This window comes from Litorivivens sp. (genome assembly GCF_057445395.1).
The window spans coordinates 1-16,009 of record NZ_JBVBUV010000034.1 but is presented as its reverse complement, the minus strand read 5'-3'; the positions used below and the strand labels follow the sequence as shown (position 1 = coordinate 16,009).

The following is a 16,009-nucleotide window of genomic DNA, read 5'->3' as shown; positions in this document are numbered from 1 at the left end:
AAGACGATTTGTTTATAACTAACCGGCCAGAATAATGACTTTTACACAGGTACCTTCACCGTAATGACTCTCAATCTCAAACCGGTCGGCTATTTGGTGCAGACCGCTAAGACCGAGCCCCAGTCCCCCTGATGTGGAATAGCCGCCAGCGAGGGCGCAATCAACATCGGCAATGCCAGGGCCATTGTCGTTTGCAATAATCAGAATAGCATTGGATGGGCCAACGCGTATTTCAGAGACACTGATTTCACCCTTTTCGGCGTAGAGTATGATATTGCGTGCTAACTCTGAGATGGCCGTCGTTAACAGCGCGATTTTGCTGTCAGAGCAACCCAGGCTCTTCCCCAGACATCGTCCAGCATGTCGGGCTATCACAATATCGTCAGTCTCCCGAATGAGCATGGGTTCAGGTTCTCTGACGTTCGTCAGGGCAAGTTTATCCTGCGACAAAAGGTCAAAAACTTTAGGATTGCTAATAGGAATGGCGCCGTGACCGCGTCCAGATCTGGGGGTTGAATCATTGGTATTGACAGCTCTCATCGCATGCTCCTTGCCGGCTGAGTATTGATAAGTTCTATGCCTTGGGTGGCACTTTTTCTCCGTCTCTTTTGTAATACTAGCTTTCTGTACTGAGCTTACCCATCAGGTATTCATCCCAATTTTTGACTGATAAACACGGGTTAAAAGGGTGCAACTGCACAGGCTGTTCGCTGCGGTTCACGTTATTAATGGCCGTGCATCACGTTGACGCTAGTCGTTACAAAGCCGTTACATTTCCGTTACATAAACTAAACGAGCCTGTTGCACTTCGCCTGTATAAACAGTTCTGTCTTCGGATATTCGGGCTCATAACTGGGAGAGCGGAGTATCCATAAGCAACTTATGAATACAGCGGAGTACCCGATGCGATTGCAACTACACACAAAACATTCATTGTACGCTTGTGTAATGACCCTGGGCTACCAGCTTTCAATGCCGGTGGCTGCGGAGGAATTTCCTGGTGGGTTTCTGGAGCAGCCTAGCACTGCCCAGGCGCGCGCCCAATTGACGCGCTCGCAGATCGAGGCTTTTCTGCCAGAAAGAGGCAAATTTACTTTTCCTGAACCTTACAACACAGTAGGCGTACGCTTGACCAACGCCAGTGACTGTAACGGCGCCGATTGTGTCAATTATGTTGGCTATTCCTACTGGAACAATATCAACAACCATGTCGGTCAAGATACGATGCTGATCTTCATGGGTATGGACAGAAGCCGCGGCGGTGTTGGCCCCTCATTGCTTGAATACAACAAGGTCACCGACGAGGTAATCAATCGCGGTCCGCTGTTCGATGCTGCGAACGGCCTCAGCTGGGCAACTGGTGAAGGTTGGTACTTCAGTGCGACTCAACCCAACAGTCTGTATATAAACAATGGTCCGCAGTTACAGCGTTACGATGTCCTCAATAAGACATTCGAGACAGTGTTCAACGTGACCGATCATATGGGCAGCGGGTACTACATTAATCAGGTGCATTCCAGCGCCAACGACAATGCACATTCGGCTACTGTAAAGAGTTCGGTGAATTACGCTTCTCTGGGTTGCATGGTTTATCAGGAAGATAGCGCTCAGTTTACCTTCTACCCGAGCCAGGGTGGCTATGACGAGTGTCAGATTGACAAGAGTGGTAACTGGCTGCTGATCAAGGAGGATGTCGATGGTCTTGATGGCGAAGATAACCGGATTATCAATCTTCAAACTGGCGAGGAAACCATACTTCTGGATCGCGATGGCGCTGCCGGTCATTCTGATATGGGGCACGGCTATATGATTGCGGCCGACAACTATGCGAACGACGCGAACAGCGCAAAGCTCTGGAAGTTTAGCGATACTCCGCTTCAAGGTACCCAGGTCTACCACAATGCGGATTGGGGTGTTTCCACACCGGCGCATGTCGCCCACGGAAACTCTAAACCCGGTGTCGCTCCAGAGAATCAATATGCGTGTGGTTCGAGTGCCAACTACAACAACTCAGCCGGCGCCAATGAAGTTATCTGCTTTGGTTTGGATGGCACTGACCAAGCGCTGGTTGTTGCTCCGGTCATGACCGATCTTAATGCCACGGGAGGCGGTAACGCATATGCTAAAGCGCCCAAAGGAAATATCGACGTTACAGGTCAATATTTTATCTGGACCAGCAACACCAGTGGCGATCGTCTGGATGCCTTTCTTGTTAAGGTTCCTGGACAGTTGTTGTCTGGCGGTGCGTCTTCGCCAGAGCCTACTCCTGAGCCCGCTCCCGAGCCTACTCCGGAGCCTACCCCTGGGTCAGAATCTCCGACGACAGCTTGGACTGATCTGGTTAATGCCACGCTGAACGGCGCAACCCTCTCTAAAACCAGTGGTTGTGATGGCTGTGAAGACGCAGGTGCAGTCTCCGAGGCAGAAATAGTGTCTGGTGATGGTTATCTGGAATTTGCGATCTCGGACGCTCAAAAGCTGTTCTATGTAGGCTTGTCTGTTGCGCAGGCGGGCACCAGTGCAGCGCAGATGGATTTTGCCATCAGTGTGCAGTCGGGCTACGCTACGGTACGTGAAAACGGTGCTTATCGCACGGATATTCAAATCAGTAGCGGTGATGTTATTCGAATTGCAGTAACCGGTGATGTTGTAAGCTACGCCCTGAACGGAAACACGTTCTATACCAGTGCAGTCACGCCCGTGTACCCGATGCGCGGCTATACCAGCTTCTTTGCAATGGGTAGCAGCGTTCGCGATGCGGTAATCACAACGGTAGAAAGCAGTTCAAATTCGCCGGCAGAAGAAAGCGAAAGTGCTCCTGAAACGACGGTTGAATCTAGCGAGAACGCGACCGCGACACTCGGTTCGCCGGTTGCGGTTAGCTGGGGAGAGCTGGTAAATGCGACGATTTACGGAAACAAGTTGTTAAAAACCGCCGGCTGTGACGGTTGCGAGGATGCGGGCGCTATCTCCAATGATATTATTAACAGCGGTGATGCGTACTTCGAATTTACGGTGATGGATAACCAGAAGCTGCAGTATATTGGCCTGTCGCAAGATAACGTCAGTACCAGTACCTCTTCGATCAACTTCGGGCTTGGAATGCAGTCGGGTTATGTAGAAGTACGAGAGAACGGCGTATATCGAACAGACACTGCCATCGATTGTGGCGATATACTGAGCATCAGCATATCACAAGGTGTCGTGAGCTACTCTCGTAATGGGCAGGTATTCTATGTAAGCGGCGAGTATCCGTCTTACCCACTGCGCGCCTACAGTAAGCTGCTGTCAGCGGACAGCATGGTTCGCAAGGCGAAAATCGCACTTCCAAACTAAGCGACGCTGCGTTAGAGCAGCGATCTTATCACTCCGCCGGTATGTTGCTCTTGCACTGCCGGCGGCTTTCGTTTTATCCCGTCGAGCCCGGACTGCACAAACCAGTCGATGGTTTCTCTTATGCCTTGCCTGAATTCCACCTCAGGCTTATAGCCCAGGAGTTCGCGGGCCTTGGCAACAGAGGCTTCTGAGTGCTTTATATCTCCAACCCGACTGTCTACGAATTCAACCCGTGCCTTTTCGTGGGTAACCTCTTCCAAAATGGCTATCAGATCAAGCAGACTCCAGCGGCCGCCACAGGCCACATTGATTGCCTGACCCGGCGCAGTTGTACTTTGCGACGCCAGGATATTGGCCTGGACTACATTGTCTATAAACGTAAAATCGCGGGTTTGTGTTCCGTCACCGTGTACCTGGATAGGTGTATTAGTCAGTAATGCCTTGGCGAAGTTGGGGATCACGGCTGCGTAGTCTGAGTTGGGGTCCTGTCTGGGGCCAAACACGTTAAAGTAGCGTAGCGCGACCGTCTCCAGCCCAAACATCCGCTCATAAAGTTCGCCATAAAACTCTGTGGTGAGTTTAGAAATAGCATAGGGTGACAGCGGCGAGGTTGGCATCGATTCATCTTTCGGTAGGGTTTTGGAATCACCGTACACAGATGATGATGAAGCAAACACCACGCGGCGCACCCCGGCCAGTCGACTGGCTTCGAAGATATTCAGTGTGCCAGTCGAGTTAACCTGATGTGTGCTGACGGGATCTGCGACAGAGCGAGCGACAGAGCAGAGTGCGGCTTGATGAAACACCGTATCTACGCCTTCGACAGCGTTCTTAATGCTGTCGAGATCGCGAATATCAGCTTCAACAAGCGTTATGTCCAGGCCCTCTATATTCTCGCGTTTACCGGTGGAGAAATTATCAACTACGACTACCTCATCACCACGCGCTAGAAGAAAGCGTGCGATATGGGAGCCTATAAATCCGGCGCCGCCGGTGACCAACGTTTTTATAGGCTTCAAGTTGTTGATTTTGTGAATGCTACCGCCTTTGTTGATACCAGTCTTCATGGCAATTCTCCTAAGTGGTGGAATTTGATGCGGGCAAGCGACTATATGTTCTGCGCGGTGTGGCTAGGCAGGAAAAGGAATATTTCAGGCGCTCTGGTGATGGTGCTTCCAGGTCACGCGTTGTTCGCCGCGAACATATCGGTAGAACCCCACGGCTGTAGACCAATTCAAAAGACAAAATGCGTAGGGAACCGATACAACTGACAATCTATTGCGTATAGCGGGGGAGTAGTAGCCGATCGCTGCGGCGCAATAGATTAGACACTGTATCGTGAATAGTGCGCGATAGATGGCCATGTCAAGTAGCGCGAAGTTTGCGAAAAACGCAGTGCCAAGAAGAAAAGGGCCGAGCAGACGCAGAAATTTATGGGAAAAAGTCTGAAACCACAAACGATTTCTGAAAGGGTTTAGCAACCAGCAATGTTTGTGGAAAAGCTGAAAGTTGCCGGCGAGTGTTCGTACTTTTCGGCGAAATTCACAGCTCGGTTCACTAGGTGCTACGTCATATGCCATCGCGCCAGGGCTAAATAATACTCTATAGCCCTTGCGAGCGATTTGCATGGGAATCAATACATCATCGAGTAAAGTAGATTCCGGTATTGGGTTAAAAAGTTCGCGCCGAAACGCGTAGAAGGCGCCCGTAACACCAACAGATGAATCCAGTCGGCTTTCGTTAAGTCGAATGTACTTTTCGTACCGCCAATAAAAACCAACACCGTCCAGTGCTGGCGTGTCAGCTGTCTGTGACGTTAACATAAGTTCCCCGCTGACGGCTCCTACCGCAGGGTCAATAAATTCGTTAACTAATTTCTGAAGGGCGTCCTTTGCTACCGACTGACGCGAATCCATTAGTACGACAATGTCACTCGTAAAGGTCGGTATGAGCTCGTTAATAACTGCAGGCTTTCCCCGATTAACCGAAAAGTTTACAACCTGAACACCGAAATCACGGTAACGTGTGGCAATGGCCTCCGTTGCGTCCGTAGAGCCGTCCGAACCTATCACGATTTGAAGGTTCTTATTGTCGTACTCTAGGTTCAAGATATCTTCGATTTTTCTATCAATGCAGTGCGCTTCGTTGTGAGCTACGACGAGCACAGTGACCGAAGGTGTGAAGCGATGTCTAGCTACATCTCTAACGCCTTTTTTGGGTAACAGGGTAAGGAGGACTGGGTAGCCAATGTAAGTGTAGGCCAGCAATGCGCTTGCGATAACAAGTATTATCTCGGAGTTGCTCATCACGTCCTACCTGGCTTTATGATTTACAGGAGAAAAAGGGGTGACCGACATCGCTTAACAATGTCAAACGATGCCGAGCGCCAATTCGTGCTAATTGCGGATTAGCCACCGATCAGACACATGCCGCCATGAATAGCGCCTGAACCATACGTCGCATATCCAGCGCCTAGCGACGCTAACAGCAAAAGAAAGTACTTTAAAAGCATAATTTTTAAACTCCTTTACAACAGCTGTTGATGGAATATCTATCTGCAGTGAGATAGAAACTCACACGACGACATGTCGTGGGAGACGGTGTGGCGAGTCTGTTAAAAGCGAATCTGACAAACGCGCCACGTAACTCGACCGTCAACGTATGCCTGGCAGTCGATCTGAAATATTCGGGTGATCAATTGTTAGTTTTCAGTTGTTCCAACGTCGGCACTGCTCGGCGCTCTGGGCTATAGTGTGTTCGGAAATTCTGTTACGGCATTGCCAGAGAGTTACAGATTGTTGGCCTGTCAATCGTCGATAGCGCAGCGCATAAAGTGTGAAAATCAACCCCAATTAATTGTCGACTTGGCTTGGAAAGACGAAAATCGCCGCGCTTAAAGTCAATGAAATCAACGTCGGATAGTGCGCTTGGGAATGCGTTCCCAGAAGGGTAAAGGCGTCGACTGCCGCCGACGATCATGTTGTCCGACATATCGTAGCCGGGTAGGTAAAATGCTAATGCGCTATTACCTGGTGCTTTTCCTCTTCCGACAATGCCGTAGCCTCCATGTTGTACGATATTTCGTCGAAAGGTAAATCTTCGCTGTGGTCGGCCTTCGGCGATGAGGATGTTGCCTGTATTGAAGACTGTGTTAAGTTCAAATGTTACATCTGAGGTGCCGTCGAGAAGTTGTAGCAGGTTGCCTTCTCCCCATTTCCCGCCAATATCGATAAACAGGTTGTTGCGGATAAGGATTCTACTGGTCTGCTGGCTCGGATGATGGTCGTCGTAACCTAGTATGTTTATGCCGCTACCCACATGGCGGACAATATTGTTTGAGAAAGTCACGTCTTCAACGACCGACCAGGGCGCGGTGCCTTCCTGATTGCGAACGGTAAACAGTATCGCGAATCCATTCTGAGCATTAGGCCAGTTGTACTCGAAAACGTTGCCGGTGATGAGTATCCGACGAGCATTTTTAAGCTCCAGAATATTCTTGATCGTCCAGTTTCCGTTCCACCGCCATGATTTTGGCCGGGCGAAGTGGTTGCCCTTTATGGTGATGTCGCTGGGAACAAGGCTTTCTGACGCAGGGTCAGCGCCACCGAACATCACATTTTCGCCCGCAGCTTCGAGATAGTTGTTCTGTATGAGGAAAGGCCCCGGCCCTTCCCAGCCTACAATTGCTTGTGAATCTTCACCGCGAATTTTGAAATCTGAAAAATACGAGTCAATCACCGTGACATGACCTGCATTAATGACGATGCCACGACGGGTTCCGAGTATTGCATGACCCTGGAAATAGCAGCGTTCAAATATGAACTGGCGTGGTAAATCCGCTTTTTCCATAGGTCGTCTGAACATGCCGCTACCATCGAGCAGGACGAGCTCTTTGATCGGTCGTTCATAAGGTGATTCCGTCGGACTAAATCTTATACCGACAAATCTGTAGTGGTTGGCGCCACTTTCGGTTGTAACTACAGCGCCCGAAGAAGACGATAAATTCGCCATCGATGAAGCGTTCGCCGGCGACACACGGATACCGGGCGCGGGTAAAGACGAATCAGTATTGGTGGACCTTATGGTGATCCAACGCTTTCCTTCTGGTTTGAGTACAATGTTGTCGGCAGCAGATTTTCTTGGCAGGAAAAACGGCCCCACAAAACTCGCGCCGGCTTCCAGTGCTATAGTGTCGCCGGGATTGGCTTCACGAAGCGCCTGCTGTAAATCATCGCCGGCATTTACGTTTATAACGATGCCTTCAGAATGAGCGGCGCTTGCCGCCTGAACCCTGGGTAACTCAGGCGTGACGCCTAGGGCGAAAGTATCGGTTGCCGATGTCAATGCGACGGATACGATTAACAGCCCGAGCGCCGAGCTGCTTCGATGATGCGACCAGTTCTTCACGCCGGAATCAGCTTGCTTTCTGCACGGCAGATTTCACTGTCAGTGCTCCCCTGGTAAGGTCGATTACCGTTTGATCGGGGCGCACCAGTTCCAGCGATTCGCTCGCATCACTGACAACGACGACATCGGCGTGGTCGAGCAAGGCGTGTACGTTATCGCACATAAGCGTGGAAATATGGGGTATCTCTTCAACTATATAGCGTCGATTCGCGCCGGTGAGTTTAGCGATGGCAACGTTGTGATCAAGGATTCGAACATCGCAGCCTTTGCCTATCAGCGTTTCGACCAGTGTTACCAGCGGGCTTTCGCGGAGATCATCGGTATCGGGTTTGAATGCTAGGCCAAAAATACCCACACGTTTTCTGCCGGTTGCCATTACAGCCTCAACGGCCTGGGTGATCTGGGCCTGATTGGATGGAAGAATGGCGTCCAGCATCGGTAGAGTGACGTCAGCGTGGTGAGCTGCGTAGAGTAGTGCCTTGATGTCTTTCGGGAGGCACGATCCGCCAAAGGCGAAACCCGGTCTTAGGTAAGCTTCTGAGATATTGAGTTTATCGTCCTGACGAAATATTCGCATAACTTCCTGTGCGTCTACGCCGAGCCCCGTGCAAATATCGCCAATCTCGTTCGCAAAGCAGATCTTTAATGCATGGTAAACGTTGGATACGTACTTTACGGTCTCAGCGGTGGGGATTTCTGTATGAATGAACGGGGCATCAACCGATGTGTATATGTCGTTTAGTAGCGTTGCTGTCTTCTTGGTGTCGCATCCCACCAGTGTAAAGGGCGGATTCGCGAAATCCTTCAGTGCAGTGCCTTCCCGGATAAACTCTGGGTTGACAGCAATATTTAGCCACGACTTGGCCTCTTTTCCAGCGCCTGCGAAAAGTGCATTGCGAACTGTGCTTTCCGCCGTTCCAGGGAGTACTGTGCTGCGGACTACGACCGTGAATTCCCGGTTGCGTCCTTGCAGAGCCTCACCAATTTCACGGCTGACGCGTGCCAGGGCATCGAGTTGAAGCTTCCCATGTCGGTCTCCCGGGGTACCGACGCAGATGAAGGCTACGTCGGACTGTGCTACCGCTTCACCGCATGAGGTTGTGGCGCGCAGACTACCGCGACTCACCATTGATTGAATCAGGGCGTCGAGCCCAGGTTCGATGATTGGCGACTTTCCCTCATCGTTGATCATGTGCACTTTTTCGTCGTTAACATCGACGCCCGTGACCTGGTGCCCAGCTTGCGCGAAGCAAGCTGCGCTTACACATCCGACGTAGCCAAGCCCAAACACGCTAATTGATGGTTTCATGGGATAAACTCCAGTTGATATGCCCGGTATTCTGGGCGAAAAAGTCAAAGGCAGCGTAGTCCGATAAGCATCTATCGCTTTGGTCGGGCTCACGTTAACGCCAATGTCGTTAGGAAATGAAGAAAGAATTACGGGTGTTGAAAGGTTCTAAGTGTTCTTAATAACCGTCTTCGTCTAAGTGCCGCGGTGTTTAGCCAGACTCCTGCAGATACGCTCGAAATCCCCGGCCACGCGTCTCCAGGAGTATTCCTGTTCCATCAGTTCGCGCCCGTATCTGGCCATGCGCAAACGCTGATTCTGATTCCCTAACAGTGCGAAGATAGCCTGCGAGAAACTTTCCGGATCGTCAGCGCGAAGAATGTGCTTGCCCTCCTCTAGCGGGAGGCCCTCCGCGCCGATGGTGGTGCTGACCACGGGTTTTCCCATGGCTAGAGCTTCGTATATTTTCAGCCGAGTTCCGCCACCTATTCGCAATGGAACAATGTAGATGGCGGCGCGTTCGATATAAGGTCTCACGTCAGCTACGGTGCCGGTAAGGCGTACATTCGCAGATACTGCTGCCTTTCGCAGTGATTCACTGGGGTTGCGGCCAACCATCGTCACAGTTATTTGTGGATACTGGCGCCGCACCAATGGCAGGATCTTGTCGATGAAATAGAGCATGGCGTCCTCGTTAGGGTGCCAGTCCATGGAGCCAGTGAATACGAGCTCAGTGGGTATCTCCTGTGCGATGTCGCCAGGTTTAAAATAGTCTACATCGACACCGGTTGGAATCGCCTCAATCCTGCTGTTGGGAGCGCCCAGCGCAAGCTGTTTGCGATCATCCTCGGAAACCGCAACAGTTACGCCAGCACGTTCGCAGGCGTCATGTTCGTAACGCCGCATTTTTCGCCATTCGAGACCGAGAAGTGCGCGACCGATGAGACTGTTCTGAGTCTTTTGTAGACGTTTCCATATCATGAATTCCACATTGTGCTCAAAGAATAGTATTGGCGTTTTAAGATTTCTCGGTAAGTTGGGTACTGCGACGAGAAAATCAGCGATGCAAATATCAAATTGGCCCGACTCAAGTTGGCTCGCGACTTCTCTCCCTAGCGCCGGAATGCGATTCTTATGTAGATCCACCGGTAGACGCGTGAACAGTGAGCGGGCTAAGGCGAGCAGAAATCGAAGGCTGTGTTTTTTTGCTGGCGTATAGGGTACTGAGCGAATAGCGCGGCAGGTCGTAAGCTGTGCCGCAAGCGCTTGTGGGTCTTCAGGCGGGGTGTGAGTCGTAATTACTGTCATCTCATTGTGCTTGGATAACTCATTAATCAAATGAAAGCTACGCAGTCGCCCACCGCTGTTGAGTGGCCAGAGCCCGCCCACCTTTACCCACAGGATTCTCAGTTGGTCAATTCTAAGGTCGCTGTATGATTCATCGATGCCGCTCGTGCTCGGGGAGGGAAGTTCAGAATCGGCTAGTTTAAGCATGCTAATGGTCATACGGATACCCACTCTGCGGAGTTAATAGAGGATGCGTTTGGTACCGAGCGACTGGCTATTCCTGAGTACATCTGCTCATGAGGTTCGCCGTCGATATAGATGCGTTGCCACATTTCCAGATTGATCAGAAGCCATAGCTGGTCGCCGTGGTTGGCGCTCCCGCTGTGATGCTCATGGGCGAGCCGAGACAGGTAGTCACGGTTAAAATGATCGCGCCGCTGTGCTCGTTCGCTGAGAACAAATTCCTCAATCATTCCCGAAAACGGACCGCGCAGCCAGTCGCCAACAGGAACGGGGAAACCCATCTTGCTGCGATTCATAATCGCTGTCGGAACAATATCTTTCACAGCATCGCGAAGCAGCCCTTTGGTGCGGCCGCCGTGCATCCGGTGGCGGCCAGGAATAGCGGCGACCATGTCGACCAGGCGGTGATCCAGGAAGGGAACCCGGCTTTCCAACGATGCTGCCATGCTCATTTGATCCTGCTTCATCAGCAGTTCTACAAGATAGGTCTGCAGGTCGGCATTGCTCATGCAGGCCAGCGTGTCACTTCCGGCAGCCAGGTAGTTTTCCAGATGTGGCTTGTAGATATCACGACTAGCCTCGAGTGAGTGGTCTGATAGCAGTTGTTGTCTCGTGCCATCTCGAAATACCGAAAAATTGTCGAAGAAAATGGACCTGGGGTTGCATCCAAGCGCGAGGAATGAGCGTTCTGCGTACCGTCGTAGTCTTTTCGGTAGGTCAGGGATGATCTGGGCTATACGCAGCCGTAAGGTTCCGGGTAGCGTACCTTCATAGAGGCCACCGAGGCGTGTATTCCAGATAGTGGTTCGGTAGCGATGGCCGTAGCCCAGGAATAGTTCGTCCGCGCCTTCACCTGTCAGTACAACCTTGACGTGTTGCCGTGCAAGTCGAGAAATAACGTTAAGCGGAATGCTCGATGTAAATGCGATGGGTTCATCTTCGTGCCACAACAGATGGGGTAACTCAGCAAAGAATTGGTCTGGTGAGAGAAGTATCTCCCTGTGCTCGGCGTCGACTGATCTCGCCGCCAGGCGTGCATAGTGCAGCTCATTCGCCGATGCTTCCTTGAAGCCGACCGAGAAAGTCTTTATTGCCCCGCTGACCTTCGGGGCCATTAGTCCGGCTAGGGCGGTAGAGTCCAGTCCGCCGGAGAGGAAAAGACCGATAGGTACGTCGCTGACCAAGTGGCTTTGAACGGCCTCGTCCAGTGCGTTGCGCACAGCGTGAACGTGGTCTTGATAGCCGAAATGAGTATCCTCGATAACCTTGGGTGGCTGCCAGTAGTGGTGTTCCGTAAGGCCCTTCGCGGCGGACCAGGATAAGGTTCGGCCGGGCAGTAGTTTATGGACACCCTCAAAAAAGGTTTCGTTGCCTGCAACATATCGGGATGCCAGGTATTCCGGCAGTATGGCGCGGTTTAAGCTGGGGCTCTGGTTACTGCCCGCGAGTATAGCTTTGATCTCTGAAGCAAAAAGTAACTCCGATTCTGTTATAGCGTAGTAGAGCGGTTTGATGCCCAATCGGTCTCGCGCTAGAAAAAGTTCGCGCTTTTTGGCGTCCCAGATCGCAAAGGCAAACATTCCCTCCAGATGATGAACGCACCCCGCGCCATATATTTCGTACGCCCTCAGCACAACCTCAGTATCAGATTGCGTCGTGAATGCGCAGCCGGCGGTAATAAGTTTTTGCCTGAGTTCGCGAAAGTTATACAGCTCACCGTTATAGGTGATCCAAGCGTCTTTCGAGGGGTTACTCATCGGTTGGTGGCCGCCACCGATATCGATGATGGACAGGCGACGATGCGCCAGCGCGATCTGGCCGCGATTCATTATACCGGCACTGTCTGGGCCCCGATGTATAAGGCTATCTCGCATTGCAATTAAACGCCGTTCATCAATGGTGGCGTGAGGGTCGAATTTTAGTATTCCAGTAATACCGCACATGGTTTGGTTCCTGGGAGTAAGTAAAAAGATCGCGGTTGATAGAGAGCTTTGGCAGTCATCCTGCCGAGGCTGGGTCGAACTCGCCCAGAAGCGAGATGGCGCGACGTTTCGCGTCCCCGATGGCCGGTGACTCATCGGGCGAAATATTGGTATCGCAAGGATATATCAGTGTTACCAGTCGAAGTGGCAGCTGCGCTACTGTGGTGTAGGTCACTGCGGGGGCGGGGAGGCGTTGCCCGTAATTGGGTGAGTACCACCCGATCCGAGGCTCTTCGCTACCTTCCGCAAGCGCGCAGGTAAGACCCTGTGCTGCGAATGTTCTCAGTAGCAGGTTGCTGTTACGGCCGCACGCCCTTACCCAGCCCTGACTGTCCTGCGCAACTGGCATGGGCGCGAACTGGTAGCGGAGCTCAATTCGATGTTCGTCCGCGCCAAATACATCGTCAACAACGATCCAGTAGTCGGAGGTGATGAACAGGACGCGACGTCTGTGCTTAATAGGAGATTCATTGCTGCCATACGCGGTATGGCTTGCGTCTACGACGCTGTAGCCCGGCATTAGGCTGCATTGACGCAGCCGTGCTGTCGGTCGGCTGTGCCAGGAAAATGCGCCGTTTGGTGAGGCCTGGCCGCGACCATCTATTAGCAGCGTGTTGTGAGCGCCGCTACTGCGAAAGTAATCGCGCCATCCCGCATCGGCGGTATAGCAGTATGTGCCGGCGTCGACCAAGTAATTTTCGCCCCAGCAGCTACATTGAATACTGAGCAGGTCGGCGTGTCCGTGACCGCCACTCACCCGGCATCCCAGCGGCCCTGTATCTACAATCATCTGGTGAGCACGCGAATGCCACCCACTGCGCATGACTACGTAGCCACTGTCGCGAAAGCTATGTAGGGGGTCTGGCAAGGGGGCGCGTGGCTTTGCTCTGGGAGCGATATTCTCTGTATTTTTGCCAAACAACCACTGGGTTTCCAATGCTAGGCTGTCTGCCGCCCAGGCGAATGTGCCGCTATCAAAGAGTACCGCTGCGATCGAGAACAATGCGCGGTAGTCGCCGGTACCGCGCCGCTGAAAAGGTAGCAACCAGCCTCCGTCAGTGTCGCCGATCTGCGGTAATGTGCCATCGGGGCGCCTCAGGTGGAGGAGAAATCGGACCATTTTCTTCAATCTGGTCTCAACGTGTTCAGGTAGTGCGATGTGGTTTTGTTTTGCCAGGATGACAAAGTGGAGATAGGTTTCTACGGTGTAATATTGATAGCGCGTGGATTGCTCGAAATAGCCGCCGTCGGCATATACCTGCAGTGAAATCTGGTCGATAAGTGTTTGGGCGCCCAGTACTCGCCAGCGACCAGCACCTTCCAGCTCGGGGAAGAGCACGCCCACGTAGAAAAGTCCCAAGGCCTCAACGGTAAGGTGTGTGTTAGGTGAAAAGTAGCGGGAGTAATTACGTTCTATAAATCGCGCGTGCTGCTGAATCCAAGACAGCATGGTGTAAAACACAGCCGGAGACAGCGCGCTGGCGCCGCGGAAGAATGATAGCGCCCAGCACCAGGATAACAGACGCATGGCAGCTTCCAATGCGCTGCTCCAGTTGATGCCAAAGCCCGCCGGGTTAGCATCCATCCAGCGGGTTACCAGATCCACGAAGCATTCGGCGTAGCGCTCGTTACCGGTGATCCTGTAGGCCTGACCCAAATCGAGCAGCCATTGGTGTCGACTCAATTCCCAAACTACTTTGCTATCGCCAACCTGCTCTATGGAAAGCGGATCGATTCTGCTCCAGTGAACAAGCGGTGGTTCCCGTCCGGCAACTGGATCGAGATGCCAGTTGACTGGATCTCCAAATGACAAGCTGCCATAGCCGAGTATGTCGAACTTTCCGGCGCAGATTGCGTCAGCGCGGGAAATGATGTCTTGCGCTAACGCCCTATCGTTGAGTAAAAGATTGTTTGCTATCTCATCGGCGCAGACTGTATCGCCGGCACCGGCGAAGAAGCGAGTTGATAGTAGGTTCTGAAGGTGTATTTGCAGTTCAGCTTTTGCCGTATCGCGACCTTCTCCACCAAGCCTTGACACCATATCGTTGAGCGCGTTGTCACAGTAGCGGCTATCGAAAGTGCATGAGGGCGTCAGCGCTGGGTTACGCTCCTGAGTCGTTAGCCGCTCAACCATAATGTAAGCATGCTGCCGACTGCGAAAAGCCAGCTCTGAGGGGCCCATTTTAAAGAGGCGTTGTAGTTTCATCGATGCATTTTTCCTCTCTTCTGACACTGGATTTTTCGTCCTTAACCACTAGCTGGTAACAGTCGAGCCACTCGCCGCGGACGTTATCCCAGGTATACTCTTTAACTTCTTGGCGCGCCGATAGTGCTATTTCTTGAGCTGCCTGCGGTTTTTCAATCAGCATCGCTGTTGCCTTAGCGATATTTTCCGGATGCGGTTCGTCTGTCAGGAGCCCATGTGTTCCGTTGCCTAGCATGTTTGGGATATCACCTGTTGGCGTGGATATGACCGGTAGACCCGCAGCAAACGCCTCGAGTATCGATATAGGCTGGTTGTCAACAGTTGATGCGTTCACGAATATATCTGCGTCGTTGTAGAGAGTAGGCATATGGTCTGGTTCTACCCGGCCAACAAACGTCACGCCGGATAGGCCTTTGGACGCTACCCACTGTTCTAAACTGGATCGCTGAGACCCATAACCGGCGATCGTAAGTGTTGCCTCCGGATACTGTGTTTTCGTGATCGAAAATGCGTGTAAGACTTTGTCTACACCGTAATGCCTTTCAAGATTCCTATTGGACAGTAGTCTGGGGCGGACGCTGGAGCGCTCGCGATACGAAAAACTGGAAATATCGACAATGTTACGAATAACACGCGCATAATATCCGTGGCGGTAGAATACAGATTGTAGGTACATGGAGGGGACAACGATCGAGTCGGCCATACGTAGCCAGTGATGAACCAGGCATCCCCAGTTGGCCAGATGATCGTTTGCTTCGCCACTGTGATAGTTCAGGATCGTGGGCTTTGAAAATAGCTTGGCCGCTAGCAGCGCAGGAACTGGTGCCAGTAGGAAAGACCAGTACGACGCAGAGAATATATGTACCACATCAACCTGTCGCAAACGCGTTAGGCTCGGCACATATAAGCACTGATTAAGCAGGGTTCGAAGCACCGGTATACGCCTCGCCCAACCCAGACCCTTGGGAAAACGAGGGTTCACAGCGATAGTTCTGACTTCAATGCCGTCGGCCATAAGCGATTCGACAAGGCTTCGCGCCTGCACCCCTTGGCCACCCAAAATATCGAGGCTGGGCGCGACAATTGCCACACGGAGAGCTTTCTCAGTTTTACGACTCATTGCGCCCGCATTCCACCTAAAGGCGTGGGCGACGTGCGCCAATTGCGCTTGATGTTTGACTGACCTTCGATGCGCAGTAGTGGCGCGTCGAGAAAGCGGCGACACCATAGTTCAAAACTAATAAGTGTCCAGAGCTGCAA

At 52.0% G+C, this 16,009-nt stretch carries 10 protein-coding genes; 1 reads left to right on the top strand and 9 read right to left on the bottom strand.

What is annotated here, in order from left to right:
• Nucleotides 1-18: 18 nt before the first annotated feature.
• Complete coding sequence (locus tag AC222A_RS11050) at nt 19-540, bottom strand: ATP-binding protein (protein WP_372749298.1); 522 nt, start codon at nt 538-540, stop codon at nt 19-21.
• Between the two features lie 363 nt (nt 541-903).
• Between AC222A_RS11050 and AC222A_RS11045 the strand changes: the two genes are divergently transcribed.
• Nucleotides 904-3,336, top strand: a complete 2,433-nt coding sequence (locus AC222A_RS11045) for a hypothetical protein (protein ID WP_486774986.1) — start codon at nt 904-906, stop codon at nt 3,334-3,336.
• A gap of 11 nt (nt 3,337-3,347) precedes the next feature.
• Here the strand turns inward: AC222A_RS11045 and AC222A_RS11040 are convergent, their stop codons facing one another.
• From AC222A_RS11040 to AC222A_RS11005, 8 genes are all read right to left on the bottom strand, one after another.
• Nucleotides 3,348-4,403 (bottom strand): SDR family oxidoreductase, encoded by a 1,056-nt coding sequence (locus AC222A_RS11040; RefSeq protein ID WP_486774985.1) that lies wholly within the window; start codon nt 4,401-4,403, stop codon nt 3,348-3,350.
• Between the two features lie 84 nt (nt 4,404-4,487).
• Nucleotides 4,488-5,642, bottom strand: a complete 1,155-nt coding sequence (locus tag AC222A_RS11035; protein WP_486774984.1) for a glycosyltransferase family 2 protein — start codon at nt 5,640-5,642, stop codon at nt 4,488-4,490.
• Between the two features lie 463 nt (nt 5,643-6,105).
• Complete coding sequence (locus AC222A_RS11030) at nt 6,106-7,743, bottom strand: right-handed parallel beta-helix repeat-containing protein (RefSeq protein ID WP_486774983.1); 1,638 nt, start codon at nt 7,741-7,743, stop codon at nt 6,106-6,108.
• A gap of 7 nt (nt 7,744-7,750) precedes the next feature.
• The gene (locus AC222A_RS11025) at nt 7,751-9,052 is read right to left on the bottom strand and encodes a nucleotide sugar dehydrogenase (protein ID WP_486774982.1); all 1,302 of its coding nucleotides are present in this window, start codon (nt 9,050-9,052) and stop codon (nt 7,751-7,753) included.
• 174 nt (nt 9,053-9,226) lie between these two features.
• On the bottom strand, nt 9,227-10,525 hold the full coding sequence (locus AC222A_RS11020; RefSeq protein WP_486774981.1) for a glycosyltransferase family 4 protein: 1,299 nt from the start codon (nt 10,523-10,525) through the stop codon (nt 9,227-9,229).
• An 8-nt stretch (nt 10,526-10,533) separates the two neighbouring features.
• Nucleotides 10,534-12,504 carry an asparagine synthase (glutamine-hydrolyzing) gene (gene asnB, locus AC222A_RS11015; protein WP_486774980.1) on the bottom strand — a complete coding sequence of 657 codons (1,971 nt, stop codon included), beginning with the start codon at nt 12,502-12,504 and terminating at the stop codon, nt 10,534-10,536.
• A gap of 55 nt (nt 12,505-12,559) precedes the next feature.
• Entirely contained in the window at nt 12,560-14,749 is a 2,190-nt protein-coding gene (locus AC222A_RS11010) for an alginate lyase family protein (RefSeq protein ID WP_372765517.1), read from the bottom strand.
• Entirely contained in the window at nt 14,727-15,869 is a 1,143-nt protein-coding gene (locus AC222A_RS11005; RefSeq protein WP_486774979.1) for a glycosyltransferase family 4 protein, read from the bottom strand. Before AC222A_RS11005 ends, AC222A_RS11010 begins: the two co-directional genes overlap by 23 nt.
• Between the last annotated feature and the right edge of the window lie 140 nt (nt 15,870-16,009).